The sequence below is a fragment of the Bradyrhizobium sp. AUGA SZCCT0222 genome, assembly GCF_018130205.1.
Taxonomy (GTDB): Bacteria; Pseudomonadota; Alphaproteobacteria; order Rhizobiales; family Xanthobacteraceae; genus Bradyrhizobium.
This window is the reverse complement of sequence record NZ_JAFCLX010000011.1, coordinates 95,347-116,704: the sequence shown is the minus strand read 5'-3', so window position 1 is coordinate 116,704 and position 21,358 is coordinate 95,347. Positions and strand designations below refer to the sequence as shown.

Here is a 21,358-nt window from a genome sequence, read left to right as displayed (position 1 = left end):
TTCCGTCGATTCCTCACTGGATGAGGCTGGCCCGATCATCGATCGGCCGAAGGCGGAAGGCGCACCAACATGAACCTGCATCGCATGCTCCTGGAACGGAAGGCGGCCGGACGGCCGGTCACGGTCGCCATCATCGGCGCCGGAAAATTCGGAACGATGTTCCTCTCGCAGGCCCGCAACACCGACGGCATGCACATCGTCGGCGTCGCCGACCTCAACACCGCGCGCGCCCGCTCGCAGTTGCAGCTCGCCTGCTGGCCGCAGGAGCAATATGCCGCCGCCTCGATCGAGGACGCGCTCAAGAATGGCGCGACGCATATCACCGACGATGGCGACAAGCTGGTCACCCATCCCGGGGTCGAGGTCGTCATCGAAGCGACGGGCGATCCCGGCGCCGGCATCCGCTTTGCGCTGAAAGCGATCGAGCACGGCAAGCACATCATCATGGTCAATGTCGAAGCCGACGCCGTCGCCGGCCCGATCCTGGCCCGCAAGGCGAACGCGGCCGGCGTGGTGTATTCGCTCGCCTGGGGCGACCAGCCGGCGCTGATCGCCGACCATGTCGACTGGGCGCGCGCCGCAGGCTTCAAGGTGGTGTCGGCCGGCAAGGGCACGCGCTACCACCCGACCTACCACCAGTCGACCCCCGACACGGTCTGGGACATTCTCGACAAGTACATGAAGATCAAGGATCGCAACTCGATCAATCCGAAGATGTTCAACAGCTTCGTCGACGGCACCAAGTCGGGCATCGAGATGACCGCCGTCTGCAACGCGACCGGCCTTCATGCGCAGGCCAACGGCCTCTCCTTCCCGCCGGCGACACGTTTCGAGCATGCCGAGATATGCAAGCCGAAATCAGACGGCGGTGTTCTGGAGCGCAGCGGCGTTACCGAGGTCACGTCCTCCGTCTACCGCGACGGCACCGATGTCGCCAACAGCCTCGTCATGGGGACCTATGTCGTCTTCGAGAGCGACAGCGGCTATAGCGAGGAGTGCTTCCGCGAGTACAGCATGCTGCCGGACAAGACCGGCAAATATTCCTGCCTGTATCGGCCGATCCACATGATCGGGCTGGAACTCGGCATCTCGGTCGCCTCGGCCGCGCTGCGCAAGGAGCCGACGGGCGCGCCGATCATGTTCAACTCGGATGTCGTCGCCACCGCCAAGCGCGCGCTCAAGGCCGGCGAGATGCTCGACGGCGAAGGCGGCTTCTGCGTCTGGGGCAAGCAGACGCCCGCCTCGGCCTCGCTCGATGAAGGTTATCTGCCGCTCGGGCTCGCCCACAACGTCAAGCTCAAGACCGACATCGCCGAAGGCCAGCGCCTGAAATGGAGCGACGTCGCCTACGACCCCGCCAATCTCGCCGTAAAAGTCCGGCGCGAGATGGAGGCCGCCTTCGCGCGCCCCAACACCCGCGTCGCCTGACCGACTTCATGACGGGGCGCCGTTGCGCCCCGCCATCGCCGTAGAGCCCGAACAACGGGCCGAACCACAACCGAGGAGGACTAACCATGACGGCCAAGGGACGAAGCTATCTATCCCGCCGCGCCATGCTCGGCGGGCTCGCGACCGGCGCGGCGCTGATCGGCATGCCGGGCGTGCTCAGGGCCCAGAAGCTCAGCTGGATCGGCGCCAGCGCAGCCTCGCAGCAGGATTTCATCGGCATCAGCCTCGATTTCTTCAGCAAGCGCGTCACCGCACTGAGCAAGGGCCAGATCGAAATCACCGGCCACCATGGCGGCGCGCTCGGCGGCGAACGCGAGCATGTCGAGGCCGTCCTGCAGGGCGCGATCCAGATCGCAACGCCGGGTCAGGGCGTGGTCGCCGGCTGGTACCGCCCGGCAGAGGTCTGGACCCATCCTTATTTGTTCAAGGACGTCGCGCACAAGGATCGCGTCTGGGACACGATGCGCGCCGAATACCAGGATGACATCGCCAAGACCTCCAAGCTGCGGCCGCTCGGCGCGATCCCGCGCATGCCGCGCATGCTCTCCTGCAACCGGGTGGTGAAAGTGCCAGCCGACATGAAGGGGCTCAAAATCCGCGTGCCGGAAACCGCGCTCTGGCGCCGCACCTTCGAGCTGTTCGGCGCCTCGCCTACCCCGCTTCCCTTCCCCGAAGTTTTCCAGGCGCTGAAGTCGAGCGTGATCGACGGCCAGGAGAACCCGATGGGCCTGACCTACAATTCCGGCATCTTCGACGCCAACACCCATCTGTCGCTGACCGAGCACATGATGCAGGACAACTGCGTCGTCATGAGCGAACAGGCCTACCAGAAACTGAGCCCGGAGCTGCGCCAGGCCGTCGACCAGGCCGCGCGCGACATGGAAGCCGAGATGCGGCCGAAGGTGATCGGCGACGACGTTCGCATCCTGGAACTGATCAAGGCCAAGAAGATCGTGATCTCCGAGGTCGACAAGACGGCCTTCACCGCGACGGTGAAGAGCCTGACGACCGAGTTTCCGGCCGGCAAGAAATGGGCCGACCGCATCGGCCAGATCGCCTGACGCGTTCAGCTTGCTGCGGGCGCGCACGCTTCGGTCCAGGGCCGAAGCGGCGCGTGAGCGCTTCCGGACCGGCAATTGTTGTTTGACAGCGGAGCATCCCGCATGACGGCGCTCATCGGCAGGCTATCGGACGTCATCACCGAGATCGCCAAGTTCGTACTCGGGCTCTGCGTCGCTGCGATCGTGTTGATCACGCTTGCCGCCGTGTGGTGGCGCTATGTCATCAACGCACCGATTGCCTGGATCGAGCAGGTCTCCAACATCCTGTTCATCTGGATCACCTTCATCGGCGCGGCGGTGCTCTACCGGCAAAAGCTGCATATCGGCGTCGACATGTTCATCGGCATGCTCAAGGGACGCGCCCAGCAGGTGATGTTCTGGGTGATCGAACTCGCCAACCTGACCTTCATCATCGTGCTGTTCATCTACAGCCTGAAACTCTCGATCGACGTCCTGCCCAACACCTATGGCGCGCTCGATATCACCCCGGCCTTCTTCTATTTCTCGGCGCCGGTCTCCTGCGCGATGATGATGCTCTACTTCATCGAGAAGATCGTCGATCCCTCCAAGCGTCAGCCTGACGGCTTCGCGGGGGATTTCTGAGATGAGCACCGTTCTGATCGGCGGCTTCTTCCTGCTGCTCGCATTGTCGGTGCCGATTGCCTTCGCGATGGGGCTCGCCACCATCGGCGCGATCCTGGCCCATGGCTCGCTGCCGATGTCGATCCTGGCGCAGCGCACGCTGGTGGGCGCCGATTCCTACGCGCTGCTCGCGATCCCCTTCTTCATCCTGGCCGGAAACCTGATGAATGGCGGCGGCATCACCCACCAGATCATCAACCTCGCCAACGCCATGGTCGGCCGGTTCCGCGGCGGTCTGGCGCTGACCTCGGTGACGGCGGCGATGATCTTCTCCGGCCTGTCGGGCTCGGCGGCGGCCGACGCCTCGGCGCTCGGCAAGGTGCTGATCCCGGCGATGAAGAAACAGGGCTATGGCGGCGGTTTCGCCGCGGCGCTGATGGCGTCGGCCTGCGTCAACGGGCCGATCATCCCGCCCTCGATCCCGCTGGTCATCTACGGGCTGTCCGCAGGAAAAGGCGTCTCCATCATCGCCCTGTTCCTCGGCGGCATCGTGCCGGGCGTCCTGCTTGCGCTGTCGCTGATGGTCGCGGCCTACTGGATTTCGGTGAAGCGCAACTACCCCGTCTCGGAAGCCGTGCCGATCCGGCAGATTCCGCGGCTCTTCCTGCCGGCAAGCTGGGCGCTGATGATGCCGGTGATCATCCTGATCGGCGTCACCGGCGGCATCGTCACGGTCACCGAAAGCGCCACCATCGCCGTGGTCTACGCGGCCTTCATCGGCTTCTTCGTCTACCGGGAGCTCAGCCTCCGGACGATCTGGCCGATTCTGATCCAGACCGCCCTCGACACCGCGCTGGTGATGTTCATCATCGCGCTGTCATCGGGTTTCGGCTGGCTGCTCGCGGTCTCCGGCACACCGCGCGCGCTCGCGGTCTGGATTGGCTCCCTCTCCTCGGATCCGACGATCATCCTGATGATGATCAACGTCTTCCTGCTCATCATCGGCATCTTCATGGAGCCGCTGCCGGCGATGTTCATCCTGATCCCGGTGCTGGTCCCGGTGGTCCAGGCCGTTGGCATCGACCTCGTCCATTTCGGGCTGGTGATGGTGTTCAACCTCTGCCTCGGGCTGATCACGCCACCGGTCGGAATCCTGCTCTACATCTGCGCCAACTTCGCCGGCGTGAAGCTGGAAGAGGAGAGCCGTGAACTCGGCCCCTTCCTGGGCGCCGGGGTCGCGGTGCTGATCATCATCTCGCTGTTTCCCGCGACGGTATTGTGGCTACCGAAACTGCTTGTGGGCTACGGCCAGTAGACCGCGGCGGAGCCTTTGGAAGCGTTCGATGGCGCGTCTCCGCGTTAGCGATCCGCCAATTTGCATCCTGGCTGCGGCGCAATCTGGCCCAGCGCGCGGACGGTGACGAGTTCGCTCCCCCGTGTCCTGGCGATAAACATGTTCATCGTCGCGTAATGGTTCTGGTCGATCGTCACCGGCCCGGTCGGCGATGGAAAGACGAGCCCCGCCAGCGCGTCGATGATGGCCTCCTTGTCAACCTTGCCGGCGTTCTCGATCGCCGCCTTGAGCGCGATCAGCGTGTTGTAGTGGGTCATGACATAGTTCGACACCAGGACGTCGGCGCCGGCCTCAGAACGAACCTTGCCGACGAAGGCCTTGATGGCGGGATCGTCGCTGGTGGCGACCGAAGGCACCGCCGTATACATGTTCTGGCCTTTGCCGCGGAAAATGCCGAGATCGATTTCGGACAATCCAAGGAATGCGACCGTCGTCTCCTTGAACAATCCCTTTTCGTCGGCCTGCCGGATGAAATCGATGCCGTCGCCTTTCAGCGCGAACAGCAGCACCTTCGGCTTGGCCGCCGCCACCTGCGCGATCAGCGGGGTGAAATCCGTCTCGGTGCCCAGCGTATATTGCGTGCCGACGACCTTGCCGCCGAGCTTCTCAATCAACGGCTTTGCAATATCGAACATCTGGTGCGGCCAGACCCGGTCGGCGCCGAGCAGAAAATGGGTATTGCCGAAGGTCTGGTTCATGTAGGGCAGCAATTGGCCCATGTCCTGGTTGGGCACCGTCGAGAACGAGAAGACATAGCGGCTGCATTTGCCGCCTTCGAAGTTCGTGGCGTAGAGCAGCGGCGTTTTCTGGCTCTCCGCGATTGGCACGATCGCATTCAGGTTTGCCGAGGTGATGGGGCCAACTACCGCCACAACGCCATCAGTCTCGATCAACTTGCGCATCGCAGCCTCGGCGGAGGGCGGCCTTGTTTTGTCGTCGGCGTAGATCACCTCGACGGGTCTGCCGAGGATGCCACCCGCCGCATTGATCTCCTTGGCCGCGAGGTCGAGCCCGAGCTTGGCCTGCTGGCCGTAAAGCTCAACGCCGCCGGAAAACGGCAGCACCGCGCCGATGCGGATCGGTTCGGCGGCATCGGCGCTGCTGAGGCCTACGCCACATACCAGCAGCGCGAGCGCCGTGCGTTTGATCGACCGCAACGCCATACGCGTCCCCTCCGCAACCAAGAATCGGTTGCGAACGAGCCTACAAGGGATTCGTTAGGCCTGCAGCCGCGCGAACTCAGGCAGCGGCGAGCGACCGGTGCGTGAATTCACTTGCTTTCAACCGGCTTACCAGCGCCGAAAGTTCCTCGACCTCTCCCGACGTCAGGTCGGTCAGCGGCGAGCGCACCGGGCCGGAATCGCGACCGATCACTTTCATCCCGGCCTTGATCATCGAGACCGCATACCCGCGCTTGCGGTTGCGGATCGCGAGCAGCGGCATGATGAAATCGCGCAAGCCCGCCTGGACGGTTTCGCGGTCGCTACGCCGCACGGCCGCGTAGAATTTGGTCGAGAAGTCCGGCACGAAATTGAACACGGCTGAGGAATAGGTCGTGACGCCCATTTCGAGATAAGGCAGCGCGAAGGTTTCGGCTGTCGGCAATCCGCCGACATAGGTCAGCCGGTCCCCCATGCGCAGATAGATCCGCGTCATCTGTTCGATGTCGCCGACGCCGTCCTTGAACCCGACAAGGTTCGGGCAGCGTTCGCAAAGTCTTGCGATCGTGTCCTCGGTGAGGATGGCGTTGTCGCGGTTGTAGACGATGACGCCGAGGCTGGTCGCCTTGCACACCGCCTCCACATGAGCAGCCAGACCTGCCTGCTCGGAGAACACCAGATACGGCGGAAGCAGCAGGACGCCGTCGGCGCCGGCGTGCTCGACGGCAGCCGCCAGTTCCGTCGCCATCGCCGTGCCGTAACCGACGCCGGCCAGTACCGGCACGCGGCCGGCCGTCTGCTGCACGGCGGTTGCCACGACGTCGACGACCTCGGCGGGCGTCAGCGAGAAGAATTCGCCGGTGCCGCCGGCCGCGAACAGACCGGCCACCTCATAGCTGCACAGCCAGTCGAGATTCGAGCGATAGCGCGCCGCGTCGAATTTGTTGGCTGCGTCGAACGGCGTGACGGGAAACGACAGCAACCCGTTGCCGATCGTCAACGCCATTTCCTTCGGGGTCATTCTGCTCATCGCTGCGGTCCTCGCTGTGAAGACCTCAGGAGTAGACCGGGACTGATGCCGCCGCAGACCAATTGCTGGATCGAATGATCCATTGATTGGATGGTTCAGGCGCCAGAGCCTTTTCCGTCCCGATATAATCGGAACGGGGCTCTGGATTCTTGATTTGACGCGTTTTCTTAACGCGAACCGGTGTCCACTTCGCTGGAAAACGCTCTGCCCGCCAGATCGCGGGCGATCGCCGCGATCACCGGCAACAGCGGATTGTCGTTGTCGTCCCGCCAGACGAAGTAGAGTTCGGCCGCCCGCTGCTGGTCGTCCGCCAGCGGACGCAGGGCGACGCCCCTGAACTGCAGTTTCTCGGCTGCTTCCGGCACCAGGGCGACGCCGACGCCGGCTTGCACGATGGCCAGAATCGAATGGATCTGCGCGAGGTGCTGGACATAGACCGGCGCCAATGCTGCGCGCGAGAAAAGCTCCACCAGCAGATCATGGAAGTAACGGGCTTCATAGGGAGCATATGTGATGAACGGTTCGGCCGCGAGATCCCTGAGATCAATCGTCGTCGCCCCGGCGAGCTTGTGCCCGGCCGGCACCGCCGCGATCATCCGTTCGGCCTTGACCCGGAAAAACTGCAGGCCGGTGCGCGGGATCGGCGGCCGCAACAGGCCGATATCGATTTCGCCGGCACCGAGACGCTTGAGCTGGTCACCGCTGACCATTTCCTTGAGGATCAGCTCGACGTCAGGCAGTTGCTGGCGGCAGGCCGCGACCAGCTCCGGGACATAACTATAGGACGATGCGGCGGTGAAGCCGATATTGACCGAGCCGGCCTTGCCTTCCGCCACGCGCCTCGCCAGCAGCGCCGCGCTCTCCGTCAGCTTCAGGATCAGCCGCGCCTCAGTCAGGAAGCTTTGTCCGGCCGGCGTCAGCCGGACCAGGCGATTGCCGCGCTGAAGCAGTTTTACACCCAGGATCCGTTCGAGAATCTGGATCTGCCGGCTCAGCGGTGGTTGCGTCATGTTCAACCGGGCAGCGGCGCGGCCGAAATGCAGTTCCTCCGCCACGGCCACGAAGCAGCGCACCTGACTCAATTCGAACATCCCGCTCCCTTTATTCTCCGCCGCATACCGGCTCCGCCTCGCCTAGCCTAGCGCATGTCCGTGATTTGATCCAAAATTGGTATCGGACCATCCTCATTCTGGTTCGCTATTGGATCGGTCATCGCCTATCGTGCCATCAGCGCGGCCTAAGACCGCGATGCGCGACGCCGTAGAGCGCTTGCGCGAATTCGACCGGAGGAGAAACCAATGCTTCCACGTTTCGGGCGCCGCGCCGCCCTCGCCGCCGCAGCCATCCTGTTCGGCCAACTGCCGGGCATCGCTTCCGCCCAAAATTTCGACCGGCCGGTGCGCATCATCGTGCCGTTCGCACCCGGCGGAACCTCGGATATCCTGGCGCGGCTGATCAGCCCGAAACTGTCGGCGGCGATCGGTCAGAGCGTGGTGATCGAGAACAAGCCCGGCGCATCAGGCAATCTCGGCGCCGACACCGTCGCCAAGGCGACGCCTGACGGCACGACCCTGCTGCTGACCGATCTCGGTTCGCTCACGACGGCGCCCAGCCTGTTTTCGAACCTGACCTACAGTCTCGAAAAGGACCTCGCCCCCGTCACGATGGTGATGTTCGGCCCCTATGTGCTGGCCGTCCACGAATCGATCCCGGTCAAGACGGCGGCGGAGCTGATTGCCTATGCCAAGGCCAATCCCGGCAAACTCGCCGTTGCCAATTCCGGCGTCGGCGGCGCCAATCACATCACCGCCGTGGTGATGCAGAAGGAACTCGGCATCCAGTTCAAGCACGTGCCCTACAAGGGCGGTGCGGCAGCCACACGCGCCGTCGTCGCCGGCGAAAGCGGCGCCCTTATCAACGGCGCGTCGGCAACCCTTCCCTTCGTGAACAACAAGCAGTTGATTGGTCTCGCGGTCACCGGCGAGCACCGCGTCCCCTCCGCGCCCGATGTGCCGACCTTCAAGGAGGCCAAGCTGCCTGGCGGCGAGTTCGGCACCTGGCAAGGCATCGTCGTGGCAAGCGGCACGCCGCCGGCAGTGATTGCACGACTCAATGCCGAGATCGGCAAGATCCTGGAGACACCAGAACTCAAAGCCAAGATCGCCGAACAGGGCGGCGAAGTCCGCGCCGGCAGCACCGATGCGATGGCGACCTGGTTGAAGGATTCAACAAAGCGCTGGGGCGACATCATTCGCGAAGCCGGCATCAAGGGCGAATGACGCGACCGATAGGTGCGATGCGAGGCTTGCGATGAACGCCCGCCGGACGGATTGGCAGGACCTGCTCTTCGGCCTGTTCCTGATCGCTGTCGCTGCAATCGCGCTGGCGGCGACGCGCACTCTGTCGGGCGGCAATGCCGCCGACATGGGGCCGGGCTACATGCCGCGCGCCATCGCCATCATGCTACTGGGCTTCGGGCTCTGGTTCAGCGTCCGCGGGCTCCGCCGCCCCTTTGTCGGGATCGCGCCGGTCCGCCTGCAGCCGCTGCTCGCGATCACGGCGTCGGTTGCAGTGTTCGCACTGACAGCCACGCGCTTCGGCCTTGCGTTGTCGTCCTTTGCCGCAATCCTGATCGCTAGCCTCGCGACGCGCGAAGCGCGGCCGATCGAAACCCTGCTGTTCGCGCTGGGACTCTCGGCGGCCGCGGTGCTGCTCTTCGTCAAGGCGCTGGCCTTGCCGGTGCCGATCTGGCCTGGAGCATGGTTCTGACATGGAGCTTTTCGACAATCTGCTGATGGGGCTCTCTACCGCCCTGCAGCTGAACAATCTGCTGTTCTGCCTGATCGGCGTCGTCATCGGCACCGCGATCGGCGTGCTGCCCGGCATCGGGCCGATCCCGGCGGTCGCGCTGCTGCTGCCGTTCACCTTCGGCCTGTCGCCACCATCCGCCATGATCATGCTGGCGGGCATCTTCTACGGCGCGCAATATGGCGGCTCGACCACGGCCATCCTCGTCAACGTGCCCGGCGAAACGTCTTCGGTCGTCACCTGCCTCGACGGCCACGAGATGGCCAAACAGGGCAAGGCCGGGACCGCGCTCGCCATCGCCGCGATCTCGTCGTTCTTTGCCGGCACGGTAGCTACGGTCGTCATCGCCGTGCTCAGCCTGCCGCTGGCGGCGCTGGCGCTGAAATTCACTGCTGTCGAATATTTCAGCCTGCTCGTCCTCGGTTTGATCGCCGCCGTCGTGCTCGCGCACGGCTCCGTCGCCAAGTCGCTCGCGATGGTGCTGCTCGGCATCCTGCTCGGCCTCGTCGGCATCGACGTCAATTCTGGCGCGCCGCGGATGACCTTCGGGATCCCCGAGATCTCCGACGGACTCGACTTCGTGCCGGTCGCGATGGGGTTGTTCGGCCTTGGCGAGATCATCGCCAACCTCGAGCGTCCGGCGACGATGCGCGTCGTCAGCCAGTCGATCCGCAGCCTGATCCCGAGCCGGGCCGATCTTCGCGCCGCCTTCCCGGCGATGGTCCGCGGCACACTGCTGGGTTCCGTCCTCGGCGTGTTGCCGGGCGGCGGGGCGGCGCTGCCGCCGTTCTCATCCTATGCGCTGGAGAAAAAGCTCGCCCGCGATCCTTCCCGCTTCGGCAAGGGCGCGATCGAGGGCGTCGCAGGGCCGGAGGCCGCCAACAATGCCGGCGCGCAGACCAGCTTCATCCCGCTGCTCACGCTGGGCATCCCCGCCAATGCGCTGATGGCGCTGATGATCGGCGCGCTGATGATGCAGGGCATCCAGCCCGGGCCGCAGATCATGCGCGAACAACCGCAACTGGTCTGGGGCGTCATCGCCAGCATGTGGGTCGGCAATTTGATGCTGCTGGTGATCAACCTGCCCCTGATCGGCGTGTGGGTCTCGATGCTGAAGATTCCCTATCGCCTGCTGTTCCCGGCGATCGTGCTGTTCTGCTGCATCGGCACCTTCGGCATCGCCAACAATCTGTTCAACGTCTGGCTGATGCTCGGCTGCGCGGTGATCGGCTACTTCTTCATCAAGGTGGGCGTCGAGCCCGCGCCGCTGTTGCTCGGGCTCGTGCTCGGCCCGCAGCTTGAGGAAAATTTCCGGCGCGCGATGCTGCTGGCGGACGGCGATTTTTCGGTCTTCCTGCGCCGTCCGATCAGCGCCACGCTGCTCGCCCTGGTCGCGGTGCTGTTCCTGCTGATGATATTCCCCGCGATCCGGCGCAGCCGCCAGGAGGCGCTGGCGGAGTGACCGCAACATCACTCATTTCTCGCCTCGTTTCTTGCCTTGCGGATAGATGGTCTCACCGCGCTTGAGCATCGCGACAAACGTCTCGACCTTCTTCTTCCGTCCGGCTTCGGTTTTCATGTTGTGAGTCCGAAACGCCAGCGCGAAGCGGTTCTGCGCGCTGAGTTTCGCCAGCATGGCCTTTGCCTTGGGCTCCGCATCGATCGCGGCCTGCAGATCATCGGGGATCTTCATGTCCTTGCTGTTATAGGCGCGCGCCCAGCGCCCGTCGGACTTGGCCGCGTCGACTTCCTCTAAGCCGTGATCGGTCATCCGGCCTTCGTCGATCAGCCGCGCGACATTATCGACGTTGATCTGACTCCAGATGCTTTTCCTCGTGCGCGGCGTATAGCGCTGCATTAGCTCTTGTCGTCAAAACCCTTGCGCTGGCCATCGATCCATCCCCAGCACAGCACGACATCGATGGCCTGCTTGGGCGTGATCGATTTGAATCCTGAATCCACCTTGTGGATCTTGATCCAGATCTCGGCTTCCTTGTCGTGGTGCTTGCCGAGCCATTTGTAGAAACTCTCGGCGTCCTTGAATTCGCGGATCTTGTCGGGATTGATTTTAACGGGTGCCACCAGCGGACCTTTGATCGCAGAATCATTCGGTAGTTGAACGCTTCTATCATCGCGCACATCTACCGGGCTTCAGAAGCGGCGCAGCGCGCAGCCGGCCTTACTCTCCGTCGTAGATGTCATCCATAATGCCCCCAGGCAGCAGTAGCCGTGCGGTGACGAGCTTACACATCTCCCGGAGGTTTCCGGAATGTCGCGAAGCTTCCCTTTGAATTTACTAGGGAAATTACTGGGGAATCGCCCCGGAACGGCCTTTCGGCCTCGGCCAGCGCCCCGCCTGCCGGACACGAACACGTGAATAATATATCGTATACGATTAAATCGGACGCATTGACATTCGATGCTTTCGAGGCTTTATAGCGCGTACGCAACTAGATCGCATCCGATCTAACTCACAAAGGGAGAAGGACCATGACCAATGCAAGCAAGACCGCGAGCCCCGCCATGAAGCTCGAGGTCGTCGTTATCCCGGTTTCCGACGTCGATCGCGCCAAGGCGTTCTACGGCAGCCTCGGCTGGCGGCTCGATGCCGACTTCGCCGACGGCAAGGACTATCGCGTCATCCAGTTCACCCCGCCCGGCTCGGGCGCCTCTGTCATCTTCGGCAAGAACGTCACCGCGGCGGCCCCCGGCTCCGCACAGGGGCTCTACCTCGTCGTCTCCGACATCGAAGCCGCGCGCAAGGAATTGCAGGGTCGCGGCGTCGATGTGAGCGAAGTGTTCCACGCTGCCGACGGCGTGTTCACCGCCAAACATGAACCCTTCCTGCTTGGACGCGATCGCGCCAGCGGCCCGGATCCGGAGCGTCGCACCTACCAGTCCTATGCTTCCTTTAGCGACCCCGATGGCAATGGCTGGCTGTTCCAGGAAGTCACCGCCCGCGCCCCCGGACGGATCGAAGGCAACACGAATTTCTCGTCGGCGGCCGAAATCGCCAGCGCCCTTCGCCGCGCGGCGGCAGCCCATGGCGAGCACGAGAAGCGGAACGGCGGCCAGCACGATGTGAACTGGCCGGACTGGTACGCCGAGTACATCGCCAAGGAACAGGCCGGCGAGCCGCTGCCGCTGTGAGCAGCTTTTATCCCACGCGGACCGGCCGGGTCTCGGCCCGGTCCACGCGGGCTCGTGAACTTCCTCAACCCAAGGAGAATCGATATGAGCAACCATCTGTTGAAGACCCTGCAAATTGTAGCGAGCGCGGCGTTGATCGCGGCAAGCGTTTTGGCACTGCCCGCGGCGCAGGCGCAGCCGTCCGGCATCACGCGAACCGACCTGCAGCGGCATGATCTCAGCATTCCCGGACGCGAGGTCGTCCAGGTGCGCGTCGATTTCGCGCCGGGTGCGGCGTTCGGCAGGCATAGCCATCCCGGCGAAGAAATCGTCAATGTGCTGGAAGGCACGCTCGAATACGAGGTCGAGGGCAAGCCACCGGTTACCCTCAAGGCGGGCGATGTCCTGTTCATTCCGGCCGGTACCGTTCACGCGGCCAAAAATGTCGGCAGCGTCACCGGCAGCGAGCTCGCCACCTACATCGTCGAAAAGGGCAAGCCGCTTCTGACGTTGAAGAAGTGACGGCGACGGCTTCCCACGAGGAATACTGCGATGATCGACATAGCCCTCGCCCTCGCGGCAGGACTGCTGACGGCGGCGGCGCCGTGCATCCTGCCGCTGCTTCCGATCCTGCTCGGCACGTCCATCGGCCAACACGGCCGGTTGCGGCCATTGTTCATCGTGACCGGTTTCGTCATCGCCTTCTCCGGCTTCGCATTGCTGTTCAGCGCGTTCCCAACGGTGTTGGGGCTGTCGCATGACAGCTTGCGCAAGATTTCCATCGTGCTGCTCGGCGGCTTCGGCGTCTTGATGCTCTGGCCGCGGCCCTACGAATGGCTTGTAGCGCGGTTGAGCGGCCTGCTCTCGCACGCGGATGGCGCCGTGCGGGCTGCCGGACCGGGCAATTTCGGCGGCCTCGTTCTCGGCCTCTCGCTCGGCGTGTTGTGGACGCCCTGCGCCGGGCCGGTGCTCGGCTCCATACTCACGCTGATTGCAACGTCCGAAGACCTCGCGCGCGCCGGCGTGCTGCTCGTCACCTACGCAACCGGCGCGGCGATCCCGATATTGCTGATCGCTTATGGCGGGCAATACGCCACCACCCAGATGCGCAGGCTCGCGCCCTACACGCCTGCCCTGCAGCGCAGCTTCGGCGCGGCAGTACTGCTCGTCGCGTTCGCTTTCTACACGCAATACGACACCATCATCACGGTGTGGCTCTCGGACTTCTACCCGAACCACCAAACAGGACTATGACCATGCGCAAGTTACTCACCGTCATTGTGCTTCTGATCGTCGGCTTCCTCGTCGTCGTGCAGTTCAGCCCGTCGCTGACCCGCGGTGAGCAAACCACATCGGGCGAGCGCCGCACCGCGCCGGAATTTGCCGGGATTTCGGCCTGGCTGAATTCGCCGCCGCTGACGCTGGAAAGCCTGCGCGGCAAGGTCGTGCTGGTGCAGTTCTGGACCTATTCCTGCATCAACTGCGTGCGCACCCTGCCCTATGTGACGAAGTGGTACGACACCTACAAGGACAAGGGTTTCGTCGTGGTCGGCGTGCACACGCCTGAATTCGCCTTCGAGCGGGAGACGGCGAATGTCGAGACCGCCATCAAGCGCTTCGGCATCAAATACCCGGTTGCTCAGGACAATCAGTACCGCACCTGGCGCGCCTTCGGTAATCAGTATTGGCCGGCCGGATATCTGATCGACAGGTCCGGCACCATCGTCGCGACGCAGTTCGGCGAAGGCGGCTACCAGCAGATGGAGAACGCGATCGCCCGCCTCGTCGGCGAAGCCACGCCCTCCGCGCAGGCCAGTGATCCGGATCTCGCCGGCATCGAAACGCCCGAAATCTATCTCGGGTCGGAGAAGAACGACGGCGCCATCGTGGGCTCGCAGGATGCCGCAGCCGGAGAGCGATCCTACGCGCTGCCGGACAGCGTGCCGCAAGGACGCTTCGCGCTCGGTGGCGATTGGAAGCTGGTTGGCGACAGCGCCACCGCCTCGGCAGACGGTAGCGAGATCGTGCTCCGCTTCAACGCGCCCAAGGTCAATCTGGTCGCGGGCAGCCCATCGCCGCAAGCGGTCTCCGTCACCGTGGACGGCACGCCGCAACCGCCGGTCACCATCGATGGAAGCCGGCTTTATCCCATCTACAGCGGCAGCAGTGGCGAGCATGTGTTGCGCCTGATAGTGCCCAAGGCCGGCCTGAGCGCTTACAGCTTTACGTTCGGTTGATCGGCCAGATTCGGTCGCGCGCCGCTGGCGCAGGCCTGTTCGACGCAGCGGCTGGCGCGGAGGATTTTCTCCTCGCTGAACATCGGCCCCACGATCTGCAGGCCGATCGGCAAGCCGTCGACAAATCCGCACGGCACCGAGGCCGCGGGCTGGCGGGTGAGGTTGAACGGCCACGTCAATGGCGTCCAATCGAACCACTGGGGAAAGCGCGCCGGATCCGGCGTGTCGACGCCGGCGGCGAAGGCTGTGATGGGAATGGTCGGCGTCAGCAACAGATCATAGTGCTGATGGAAGTGATGCATCTGCTGGCTGAGCGTGCGCATGTCGACATAGGCCGCCTGCAATTCGCTCGCCGAAATATCCTGGGCGGCGATGACCAGCCGCAGCAGACCCGGATCGAGCGCCGCCAGTTGCTCGCCCTCGAAGCCCCGCACCACCGCAGCATGCGATGCGCCCCAGATCACTTCCAGCGCAGGCTGCGCCGCGGACAGATCCAGATCGACACTATTCACATCGGCGCCGGCCTTCACCAGCGCATCAATGGCCGGCTGCATGCCGGCGACGATTGCAGGCTCGGTGACCGGGAAGCCGAGATCGGGCGACCATGCGATCTTCATTCCCGCCACCCCCTGGTCGAGGCCGTCGAGATAGTCGATGCCGCGATAGGGAATGGCGAAGGAATCCCGCGCGTCAGGCCGCGCCAGCACGTTCAGCAGCAGCGCGCTATCGGCGACGTCGCGCGACAGGCCGCCATAGACCGCGAGCGTTCCCATCGGCCCCAGCAAATTCGGCACCACGCCGTAGCTCGCCTTCAAGCCAAACACGCCGCTGAACGCCGCGGGGATGCGGATAGAACCGCCGCCATCGCCGCCGGTGGCTAACGGCACGACGCCCGCCGCAACCAGGGCGGCCGAGCCGCCGCTGGAGCCGCCGGGCGTGCGGGAAGTATCCCAGGGGTTGCGCGTGATGCCGGTGAGCGGGCCGTGCGTAATCCCCTTCCAGCCGAATTCCGGAGTCGTTGTCTTGCAGAAGAACACCGCGCCGGCCTCACGCAGGCGCGCGACACCGGGCGTATCTTCGGCGCTGGGCGCCGTTGCGGTCGAATGCGAGCCGATGCGCATCGGCCAACCCGCGACATGTCCGGTGTCCTTGATCGCGACCGGCACGCCGTCGAGCGGCCCCATTGGCTCACCGCGACGCCAGCGTTTCGCCGACTCTGCAGCTAATCGTCTCCCCTGCGGCTCATCCAGCAGGCACGTGGCATTGAGAGCCGGATTGACCGCATGCAGTCGCGCCAGGGTCGCTTCCAACACATCGACCGGCGACAGGTCGCCGTTGGCGAAGCGCCGGGTCATCTCGCGGGCGGAAAGCCAGTTCAAATCGTCGGGCATCGCGCGGCCTACTCGGCCGCTTCACGCGCGGGGACGCTCGGCTCGATATCGCATTGCAGGATATCGGTGAAGCGGTTGAAGGCGCCACACAGCGAGATGCGCCAGGTCAGTTCGACAATCTGGGCTTCGGAGAAATGTTCGCGAAGGCGGGTAAAGATTTCGTCGCGGGTCTTGCTCCAGTTATTGTTCACCGCAACGGAATATTCGACCACGAGCTTGTCGACGTCGTCGAGTTCCGGATGGTCCTTGTAGTCGAGCAGCCGTTCGGCGCCCGCTTCCGATACGCCCTGGATCGCCAGTTTCGGCGCGTGGTGCGAAACGCAATAGTCGCACTTGTTCAACAGGGACACCGCGACCAGCGCGATCTCCAGATGCCGCTTCGACAAGGTGCCGCTCTCGGCGAGATCAACCAGCAGCGACCAGGTGTGCTTGAAGATCGGCGGCCGGTGCGCCATCACACCCGCCTGGTTCTCGAACGCGCCATAGGTCGTCATCTTGTCCCACAGCGGTTGCAGCTCGGCCGGGAGATCGGCTTTGGTCTTGATCGACACGCGTGACATGGATTTATCCTTAGTCGAGGATGGGAATTGCAGTGATGTTGCCACAAGCAGGAATCATTGGCGCGGGTCAGTCACGAATAGCAGCTCTGTCCGTGGCGAGTATTGTCAAACAGGACTCCACCCATGCGTCGTCCCGGCGAATCCCGGGACCCATACCGCGTGATCTCTCGGTGAAGCCTCGTTAGCAGAGACCATTCGCAAAACTTCTGCCTGTGGTTATGGGTCCCCCGATGCGCAATTGCGCATCTGAGCTCAAGGCCGGGACGACGGCGGTGTTTGTTGTTACACCACGGATCAAACACAGGTCCGCGTTCTCGCGGCCTGATATGCCCGAGCTTTGCCAGAAATTCCCTGCCCTCTCGTAAGAGCAACTGTGTTGGAAGTAGCCCGGTGCTCGGCCTGGACCGAGCGCGGTAGGCGCACTCGCTCAGCTCAGCGCGTGACGGCTGGGATCCCATTTCTGCCGTCGTGCGATCATGGTGTTGAGAATGACGATCAGCTTGCGCACGCAGGCGATGGAGGCCGTGCTGGCAGGACGCGAATGGCTCGCCGAGACATTTTCCGTCGCCGACATCCTCATGGCGGATGTGCTGCGCCTCGTCGCCCGGTTCGACGGCCTGGCGAAATATCTCGCCTGTCACGACTATGTCGCGCGCGCCGCGGCCCGGCCGTCTTTCGTAAAGGCGCACGCTGACCAGATGGCGCATTTTGCTGCGGCAGATGCCGCCTGAGATTTCTTCACAGCGTTTTCGAACCTCGTCGGCACCCAAGCGACGTCGTGTGACATCAGTCACAGCGACGCGAGGGGTGCTTGCGGCATTGATCTGCCCATCGACGGCGGAATGGTCCGCCCGATCTGAAAGGAGACGACAATGCAGAACATGGATCAGAAGAACTCGGAAATCCGCGAGTTGACGGAAGCAGAACTCGAGGCGATCAGCGGCGGCATCTTTGGCGACATTGGGCGCTGGATCCTTCGCCGCTTGAAAGGTGACGGCGACCTTCGCCGTGCGACCGACCGCCCGAACTGACATCATCTTCCAGCCTTACTCCCGCGACGCAAGCGGCGTTCGCGGGGGTCAGGCCGTGGGTTTTTGGCTGGCGGTGGGCGTCCGGCCGCATCTCGTCCGATTAAACTGTCAAACAGCTGATGATACGTGTCCGCGTTCTCGCGGCACGAAATGCCCGAGCTTTGCATTCAGTTTCGCCCTCTTCAAATAGAGGGCGCAGGGAAGACTGGGTGCGCGCTGCACCCGCGGTCTCGTGTGCGATTGTGCAACAAGATGGTGCACACGAGCATACAGGGCAGCGGGGAACACCCAGCCTTCCCTGCGCAATGGCTTTACGGCTTATGACGCGCTCTCCCCGGTGAGACGGCCTCTATTGCCACCGTCGCCTCTGGTCAGCGTTAGCCTCCCAAAAGCTTGACGCCGTTACGGGCGCCAGGACCACACGCTTTTGCCGTACGCCTCCGCCGCGCCCGTCAAGCACAACATCGGCGTCCATCGCAACCCGCCCAACGTTCGTGACGATGGCCGACGCCCCTCATGGCAGGACGGGATGGGCAAATATGTGCCGGTGATTTGGGGTGCCTGGAAAGGAAAATATTTTTGATTTACGGAAATTTTGGACTTGACATGAATTCTGACAATCAGAACTGATTTGCCCGTCGTCGGGTTGTTTTGTCGCAGGTCGCGATGCAACTTCGTTGTTGCGGACGAGACGGCGCAGCCGATGGCGGCGCCGGCCCACGGCTAAAGTCCGCGCGCCCCTCTGCGATTTCTCGGTTCGAATACATGTCGCGGGAGTTGCTTGACGGTGACCGGCCAGAAATTCAAGGGCCAGGTTTGTCACCGCCGGGCACGTCGTCTGCCGTCATCGGTGCCGCCATCAGCAGGCGACCAAAGCTCGGAACGGTCGATAACCGCTCCCACTCCTCGTAGCTCACAACCACCGCCTGCCGCTTACCGTGACGGGTAATGACAGCCGGCTCTCCCCGCATCGCTTCATCCACGAGCGCAGACAGGCTAGCCTTTGCGTCACGAAGTTGAATCTCGCGCATCGGAGCAGCTCCTATATGACCACAGTAGTCATATAACACTTGAGCGCCCTTTATTGCAGGGGCGGCGAAGGGACAGGCCGCCGTCAGCTCGCAGCCATAGGGCAGGTTAGTGAAGCGTAACCCGCCGCTTCGTCGTAGAACAATGCGGTGGATTACGCCTTCGGCTAATCCACCCTACGAGCTGACGTTATCGAGTTCATCGGGTGCTCAAATCATCGCCTTTCGCGCCACGACGAATGGCCGCGCGTCCTTGCCGCGCGAGGCGTGGCGCGCAAGTTCGATGATTTCAAATCCCGCCGACGCGATCTCGCGCTCCAGATCCTCCGCGGACAGGAACGTCACATGGGGCGCCTTGCCGATGAGCTGCGCCAAGGGCACCGCGATCCGCAGCAGCGGATTCATTTCCTTCAGGCATGGCGTCTTCGAAAGGAACAGCCCGCTAGGCCGCAGCAGCCGATGGATGCCTCGCAAGACCGCGGCGCGGTCGGCCACCAGATGCAGGACATTGAAGCCGAACGCGACGTCAAAACTTCCGTCGGGCCACTGCGCCGCCTCGGGCCGCGCCACCTCGAACGTGATATTGCCGCAGCCTTCGGCGTGAGCCTTCTCACGCGCGATCGCGATCATTTCGCCGGACAGGTCGGTCGACATGATGCGCCCGACCGATGGCGCAAGTCTAAGCGCCGTCGTTCCCGTCCCGCATCCGAACTCGAAAGCCGCCTCATTGCCGTTGAGATAATGTCGCGTTCGCTCCAGCGTGCGCTCATAGCCCGGCATATCGGCGATCGGATCGGCGGCATATTTGCGCGCGATGCGGTCCCAGAACTGCGCATCATTTGCGGTACGAAACATGGCGTCCCCCTATGCGGAGGCTTCTAGCATATAAGGACGGAGGAATTGGGAACTTCGGATGACAGCCCGTAGGGCGGGGATTGGAACTCGTACAGGGCGGGTTAGCGAAGCGTAACCCGCCGCTCCACTAATTTGTCACGGTGAAACAATGCGGTGGATTACGCCTACGGCCAACTCACCCTACGAGTTCTTCAAACTTTATGTCGAAGAGCCTTCGACGTTACGTCGTCTTGCGTTCGTTGCGCTTCGTTGAGGAGTCGATCAAACTCCAATCGCGTACTGTCACGCTTCGGAGTTATGATAATTCGACCCTTCTTTGCTGCATCCAATTTGCGATTAGAAGAATCACCCTTCTTAAGGAGATCATCGTAATCTTTTCTGCTATTCTGGGGCATTCGCAGTCTCCATACTTCGTTGATGGTCAGCTTGCTGCCTCAAAAAGAACCGCGAATTAAGCTTTGGATCAAAGTATAGCTTCCTCTTAGCCCAAACAAACCCCTCATGCTTGGTAATAATAGCAACATCTATTGGTCCACCGACCGATTCGCTAGGGCTGGTTACTTTTTCCTTCAAAGATTCCAGCATGACCAGCGTTTCGGCAAGCTCCGCTAGTTCATCAGTCGGCAGAGACCCTATGACACGCCTTAGTGGCCTCCCGTGCTTCTCAAAAACGTCAGCGGTCCACTTGTCAGTGTGACTCTTCACAGCCTCGTTTACTAGCGCTTCGAGATTTGGCGCGGTTGACCCGACCTTGCCGGCAAAATCATTCAGCACATCCCGGAGATGCGACTGAACAAGACTAAAAACATCAGGCCCGAATCCCATGGTGAACGTATCTGCCATCGCAGTAGTCGCGAACGCTTTGAAAAAACCAGAATCCCGCTGCGTAATCGCGTGATCTCCTTTCTCCAAGGAACAAAGCCAATCGCCAACAAAACCCAAGCAAGAGAATTCAACGTAAGACGGAAAAAAGTCTTCGGTACCGTACCCCGCAATCACGATGCCCGTTTGCGACAAAAATATCTGAGGCCTACGAAAGAGTGCATTAATCGCCAGATCTACGAGGTCCGTCTTGTCCAACGGTGCACTCTCTGAAAACACTTGCAGATTTGTTTCTGCCTCGGCTTCCAATCGCGCGAGGTGCTTAGCGCGAACTGCTGCGAGTTGTTCGACGGTTAAGGGTGGCGGCAACGGAAAAGCGTCCGTGATAGCGATAAAATCACTGAGCGCTGCTTTCTTCGCCTCTATAATCGCCGAGGGATCATCACCTGCTGCCTTCACACGATCGTCTTCGTTGATCGTATTCAAGAAGCGGATCATTATCTGATCGACGTTCTCGATAAGCAGTTCGTCAAGGTAACTTGCTGGATAAAGACCTCGATGGCCTTCAATGAAGCTCAGAAATTGAAGTCCATATTCACGAACTGTTCGGAATGAAGTTGACCCCAGCTGAGACCTGAACGTCTTGACGATAATCTCCCAAGGAATCCTCTGGAGATCAGCTGAATCATAGATCATCACGCCAATGGGCTCGCTATTCGAAATCTGGAATATCTTATTCGAGCCTTTAAAGTAGCGTTCTTCGTTCTTTCCGTTTTCCCAACGAGTTACAGTCGCCGCACTGTCCGACGCAAGCACGAGCGAGTGCCGGTTCATCACGCAAATTTCTGAGGTCACTTTTGC

At 62.4% G+C, this 21,358-nt stretch carries 20 protein-coding genes and 2 pseudogenes; 13 read left to right on the top strand and 9 right to left on the bottom strand.

Annotated elements, in window-relative coordinates; genetic code table 11:
* Window positions 1–69: 69 nt before the first annotated feature.
* The 4 genes from JQ629_RS12425 (at window position 70) to JQ629_RS12410 (ending at window position 4,407) form a co-directional block, all read left to right on the top strand.
* Window positions 70–1,428: an NAD(P)H-dependent oxidoreductase gene (locus tag JQ629_RS12425; RefSeq protein ID WP_212412916.1), complete on the top strand. Its 1,359-nt coding sequence runs from the start codon at window positions 70–72 to the stop codon at window positions 1,426–1,428.
* Between the two features lie 86 nt (window positions 1,429–1,514).
* The gene (locus JQ629_RS12420; RefSeq protein ID WP_212412915.1) at window positions 1,515–2,510 is read left to right on the top strand and encodes a TRAP transporter substrate-binding protein; all 996 of its coding nucleotides are present in this window, start codon (window positions 1,515–1,517) and stop codon (window positions 2,508–2,510) included.
* Between the two features lie 102 nt (window positions 2,511–2,612).
* Window positions 2,613–3,113, top strand: a complete 501-nt coding sequence (locus tag JQ629_RS12415; protein ID WP_212412914.1) for a TRAP transporter small permease — start codon at window positions 2,613–2,615, stop codon at window positions 3,111–3,113.
* A gap of 1 nt (window position 3,114) precedes the next feature.
* Window positions 3,115–4,407 (top strand): TRAP transporter large permease, encoded by a 1,293-nt coding sequence (locus tag JQ629_RS12410; protein ID WP_212412913.1) that lies wholly within the window; start codon window positions 3,115–3,117, stop codon window positions 4,405–4,407.
* Window positions 4,408–4,451: 44 nt separating this feature from the next.
* Here JQ629_RS12410 and JQ629_RS12405 read toward each other — a convergent pair whose 3' ends face one another.
* The 3 genes from JQ629_RS12405 to JQ629_RS12395 form a co-directional block, all read right to left on the bottom strand.
* On the bottom strand, window positions 4,452–5,609 hold the full coding sequence (locus tag JQ629_RS12405) for a substrate-binding protein (protein WP_212412912.1): 1,158 nt from the start codon (window positions 5,607–5,609) through the stop codon (window positions 4,452–4,454).
* 76 nt (window positions 5,610–5,685) lie between these two features.
* Entirely contained in the window at window positions 5,686–6,636 is a 951-nt protein-coding gene (kdgD, locus tag JQ629_RS12400; RefSeq protein WP_212412911.1) for a 5-dehydro-4-deoxyglucarate dehydratase, read from the bottom strand.
* 167 nt (window positions 6,637–6,803) lie between these two features.
* Window positions 6,804–7,727 carry a LysR family transcriptional regulator gene (locus JQ629_RS12395; protein WP_212412910.1) on the bottom strand — a complete coding sequence of 308 codons (924 nt, stop codon included), beginning with the start codon at window positions 7,725–7,727 and terminating at the stop codon, window positions 6,804–6,806.
* Window positions 7,728–7,934: 207 nt separating this feature from the next.
* Between JQ629_RS12395 and JQ629_RS12390 the strand changes: the two genes are divergently transcribed.
* From JQ629_RS12390 to JQ629_RS12380, 3 genes are read left to right on the top strand one after another with little or no spacing between them, the layout of a single operon-like run.
* Complete coding sequence (locus tag JQ629_RS12390; protein WP_212412909.1) at window positions 7,935–8,915, top strand: Bug family tripartite tricarboxylate transporter substrate binding protein; 981 nt, start codon at window positions 7,935–7,937, stop codon at window positions 8,913–8,915.
* A gap of 31 nt (window positions 8,916–8,946) precedes the next feature.
* Window positions 8,947–9,405: a tripartite tricarboxylate transporter TctB family protein gene (locus JQ629_RS12385; protein ID WP_211994526.1), complete on the top strand. Its 459-nt coding sequence runs from the start codon at window positions 8,947–8,949 to the stop codon at window positions 9,403–9,405.
* Between the two features lies 1 nt (window position 9,406).
* Entirely contained in the window at window positions 9,407–10,906 is a 1,500-nt protein-coding gene (locus JQ629_RS12380) for a tripartite tricarboxylate transporter permease (protein WP_212412908.1), read from the top strand.
* Window positions 10,907–10,918: 12 nt separating this feature from the next.
* On the opposite strand, the pseudogene JQ629_RS12375 reads toward JQ629_RS12380, so the two are convergent.
* Window positions 10,919–11,526: pseudogene (locus JQ629_RS12375) on the bottom strand (YdeI/OmpD-associated family protein).
* A 408-nt stretch (window positions 11,527–11,934) separates the two neighbouring features.
* Between JQ629_RS12375 and JQ629_RS12370 the strand changes: the two are divergent.
* From JQ629_RS12370 to JQ629_RS12355, 4 genes are all read left to right on the top strand, one after another.
* Entirely contained in the window at window positions 11,935–12,594 is a 660-nt protein-coding gene (locus tag JQ629_RS12370; protein ID WP_212412907.1) for a VOC family protein, read from the top strand.
* An 84-nt stretch (window positions 12,595–12,678) separates the two neighbouring features.
* Window positions 12,679–13,095 (top strand): cupin domain-containing protein, encoded by a 417-nt coding sequence (locus JQ629_RS12365; protein WP_212412906.1) that lies wholly within the window; start codon window positions 12,679–12,681, stop codon window positions 13,093–13,095.
* A 30-nt stretch (window positions 13,096–13,125) separates the two neighbouring features.
* A complete protein-coding gene (locus tag JQ629_RS12360) occupies window positions 13,126–13,827 on the top strand; it encodes a cytochrome c biogenesis CcdA family protein (protein WP_212412905.1) in 702 nt (233 codons plus the stop codon).
* A gap of 2 nt (window positions 13,828–13,829) precedes the next feature.
* Window positions 13,830–14,810 carry a thioredoxin family protein gene (locus tag JQ629_RS12355; protein ID WP_249135003.1) on the top strand — a complete coding sequence of 327 codons (981 nt, stop codon included), beginning with the start codon at window positions 13,830–13,832 and terminating at the stop codon, window positions 14,808–14,810.
* On the opposite strand, the gene JQ629_RS12350 is transcribed toward JQ629_RS12355, so the two are convergent.
* Window positions 14,789–16,201 carry an amidase gene (locus tag JQ629_RS12350; RefSeq protein WP_212412903.1) on the bottom strand — a complete coding sequence of 471 codons (1,413 nt, stop codon included), beginning with the start codon at window positions 16,199–16,201 and terminating at the stop codon, window positions 14,789–14,791. The two genes, JQ629_RS12355 and JQ629_RS12350, sit on opposite strands and share 22 nt — an antisense overlap.
* Before the next feature lie 8 nt (window positions 16,202–16,209).
* The gene (locus JQ629_RS12345) at window positions 16,210–16,761 is read right to left on the bottom strand and encodes a carboxymuconolactone decarboxylase family protein (protein ID WP_212412902.1); all 552 of its coding nucleotides are present in this window, start codon (window positions 16,759–16,761) and stop codon (window positions 16,210–16,212) included.
* 503 nt (window positions 16,762–17,264) lie between these two features.
* Here JQ629_RS12345 and JQ629_RS12340 point away from each other — a divergent pair.
* A pseudogene (locus JQ629_RS12340) lies at window positions 17,265–17,492 on the top strand (glutathione binding-like protein); the annotation flags it as partial.
* A 141-nt stretch (window positions 17,493–17,633) separates the two neighbouring features.
* Window positions 17,634–17,792, top strand: a complete 159-nt coding sequence (locus JQ629_RS12335) for a hypothetical protein (RefSeq protein ID WP_212412901.1) — start codon at window positions 17,634–17,636, stop codon at window positions 17,790–17,792.
* A gap of 803 nt (window positions 17,793–18,595) precedes the next feature.
* Here JQ629_RS12335 and JQ629_RS12330 read toward each other — a convergent pair.
* The 3 genes from JQ629_RS12330 to JQ629_RS12320 form a co-directional block, all read right to left on the bottom strand.
* Window positions 18,596–18,823 (bottom strand): type II toxin-antitoxin system Phd/YefM family antitoxin, encoded by a 228-nt coding sequence (locus JQ629_RS12330; RefSeq protein WP_212412900.1) that lies wholly within the window; start codon window positions 18,821–18,823, stop codon window positions 18,596–18,598.
* Window positions 18,824–19,030: 207 nt separating this feature from the next.
* Window positions 19,031–19,675, bottom strand: a complete 645-nt coding sequence (locus tag JQ629_RS12325; RefSeq protein ID WP_212412899.1) for a class I SAM-dependent methyltransferase — start codon at window positions 19,673–19,675, stop codon at window positions 19,031–19,033.
* A 381-nt stretch (window positions 19,676–20,056) separates the two neighbouring features.
* Window positions 20,057–21,352 carry a hypothetical protein gene (locus tag JQ629_RS12320; RefSeq protein WP_212412898.1) on the bottom strand — a complete coding sequence of 432 codons (1,296 nt, stop codon included), beginning with the start codon at window positions 21,350–21,352 and terminating at the stop codon, window positions 20,057–20,059.
* Window positions 21,353–21,358: the final 6 nt, after the last annotated feature.

Excerpts from the sequence above, each read along its gene's own strand:
- JQ629_RS12345 (WP_212412902.1), bottom strand. The coding sequence starts at position 16,761 with ATGTCACGCGTGTCGATCAAGACCAAAGCCGATCTCCCGGCCGAGCTG.
- JQ629_RS12405 (WP_212412912.1), bottom strand. The coding sequence starts at position 5,609 with ATGGCGTTGCGGTCGATCAAACGCACGGCGCTCGCGCTGCTGGTATGT.
- JQ629_RS12380 (WP_212412908.1), top strand. The coding sequence starts at position 9,407 with ATGGAGCTTTTCGACAATCTGCTGATGGGGCTCTCTACCGCCCTGCAG.
- JQ629_RS12325 (WP_212412899.1), bottom strand. The coding sequence starts at position 19,675 with ATGTTTCGTACCGCAAATGATGCGCAGTTCTGGGACCGCATCGCGCGC.
- JQ629_RS12420 (WP_212412915.1), top strand. The coding sequence starts at position 1,515 with ATGACGGCCAAGGGACGAAGCTATCTATCCCGCCGCGCCATGCTCGGC.
- JQ629_RS12390 (WP_212412909.1), top strand. The coding sequence starts at position 7,935 with ATGCTTCCACGTTTCGGGCGCCGCGCCGCCCTCGCCGCCGCAGCCATC.
- JQ629_RS12395 (WP_212412910.1), bottom strand. The coding sequence starts at position 7,727 with ATGTTCGAATTGAGTCAGGTGCGCTGCTTCGTGGCCGTGGCGGAGGAA.
- JQ629_RS12355 (WP_249135003.1), top strand. The coding sequence starts at position 13,830 with ATGCGCAAGTTACTCACCGTCATTGTGCTTCTGATCGTCGGCTTCCTC.
- JQ629_RS12370 (WP_212412907.1), top strand. The coding sequence starts at position 11,935 with ATGACCAATGCAAGCAAGACCGCGAGCCCCGCCATGAAGCTCGAGGTC.
- JQ629_RS12415 (WP_212412914.1), top strand. The coding sequence starts at position 2,613 with ATGACGGCGCTCATCGGCAGGCTATCGGACGTCATCACCGAGATCGCC.
- JQ629_RS12385 (WP_211994526.1), top strand. The coding sequence starts at position 8,947 with ATGAACGCCCGCCGGACGGATTGGCAGGACCTGCTCTTCGGCCTGTTC.
- JQ629_RS12360 (WP_212412905.1), top strand. The coding sequence starts at position 13,126 with ATGATCGACATAGCCCTCGCCCTCGCGGCAGGACTGCTGACGGCGGCG.
- kdgD (WP_212412911.1), bottom strand. The coding sequence starts at position 6,636 with ATGAGCAGAATGACCCCGAAGGAAATGGCGTTGACGATCGGCAACGGG.
- JQ629_RS12350 (WP_212412903.1), bottom strand. The coding sequence starts at position 16,201 with ATGCCCGACGATTTGAACTGGCTTTCCGCCCGCGAGATGACCCGGCGC.
- JQ629_RS12335 (WP_212412901.1), top strand. The coding sequence starts at position 17,634 with ATGCAGAACATGGATCAGAAGAACTCGGAAATCCGCGAGTTGACGGAA.
- JQ629_RS12330 (WP_212412900.1), bottom strand. The coding sequence starts at position 18,823 with ATGCGCGAGATTCAACTTCGTGACGCAAAGGCTAGCCTGTCTGCGCTC.
- JQ629_RS12410 (WP_212412913.1), top strand. The coding sequence starts at position 3,115 with ATGAGCACCGTTCTGATCGGCGGCTTCTTCCTGCTGCTCGCATTGTCG.
- JQ629_RS12425 (WP_212412916.1), top strand. The coding sequence starts at position 70 with ATGAACCTGCATCGCATGCTCCTGGAACGGAAGGCGGCCGGACGGCCG.
- JQ629_RS12365 (WP_212412906.1), top strand. The coding sequence starts at position 12,679 with ATGAGCAACCATCTGTTGAAGACCCTGCAAATTGTAGCGAGCGCGGCG.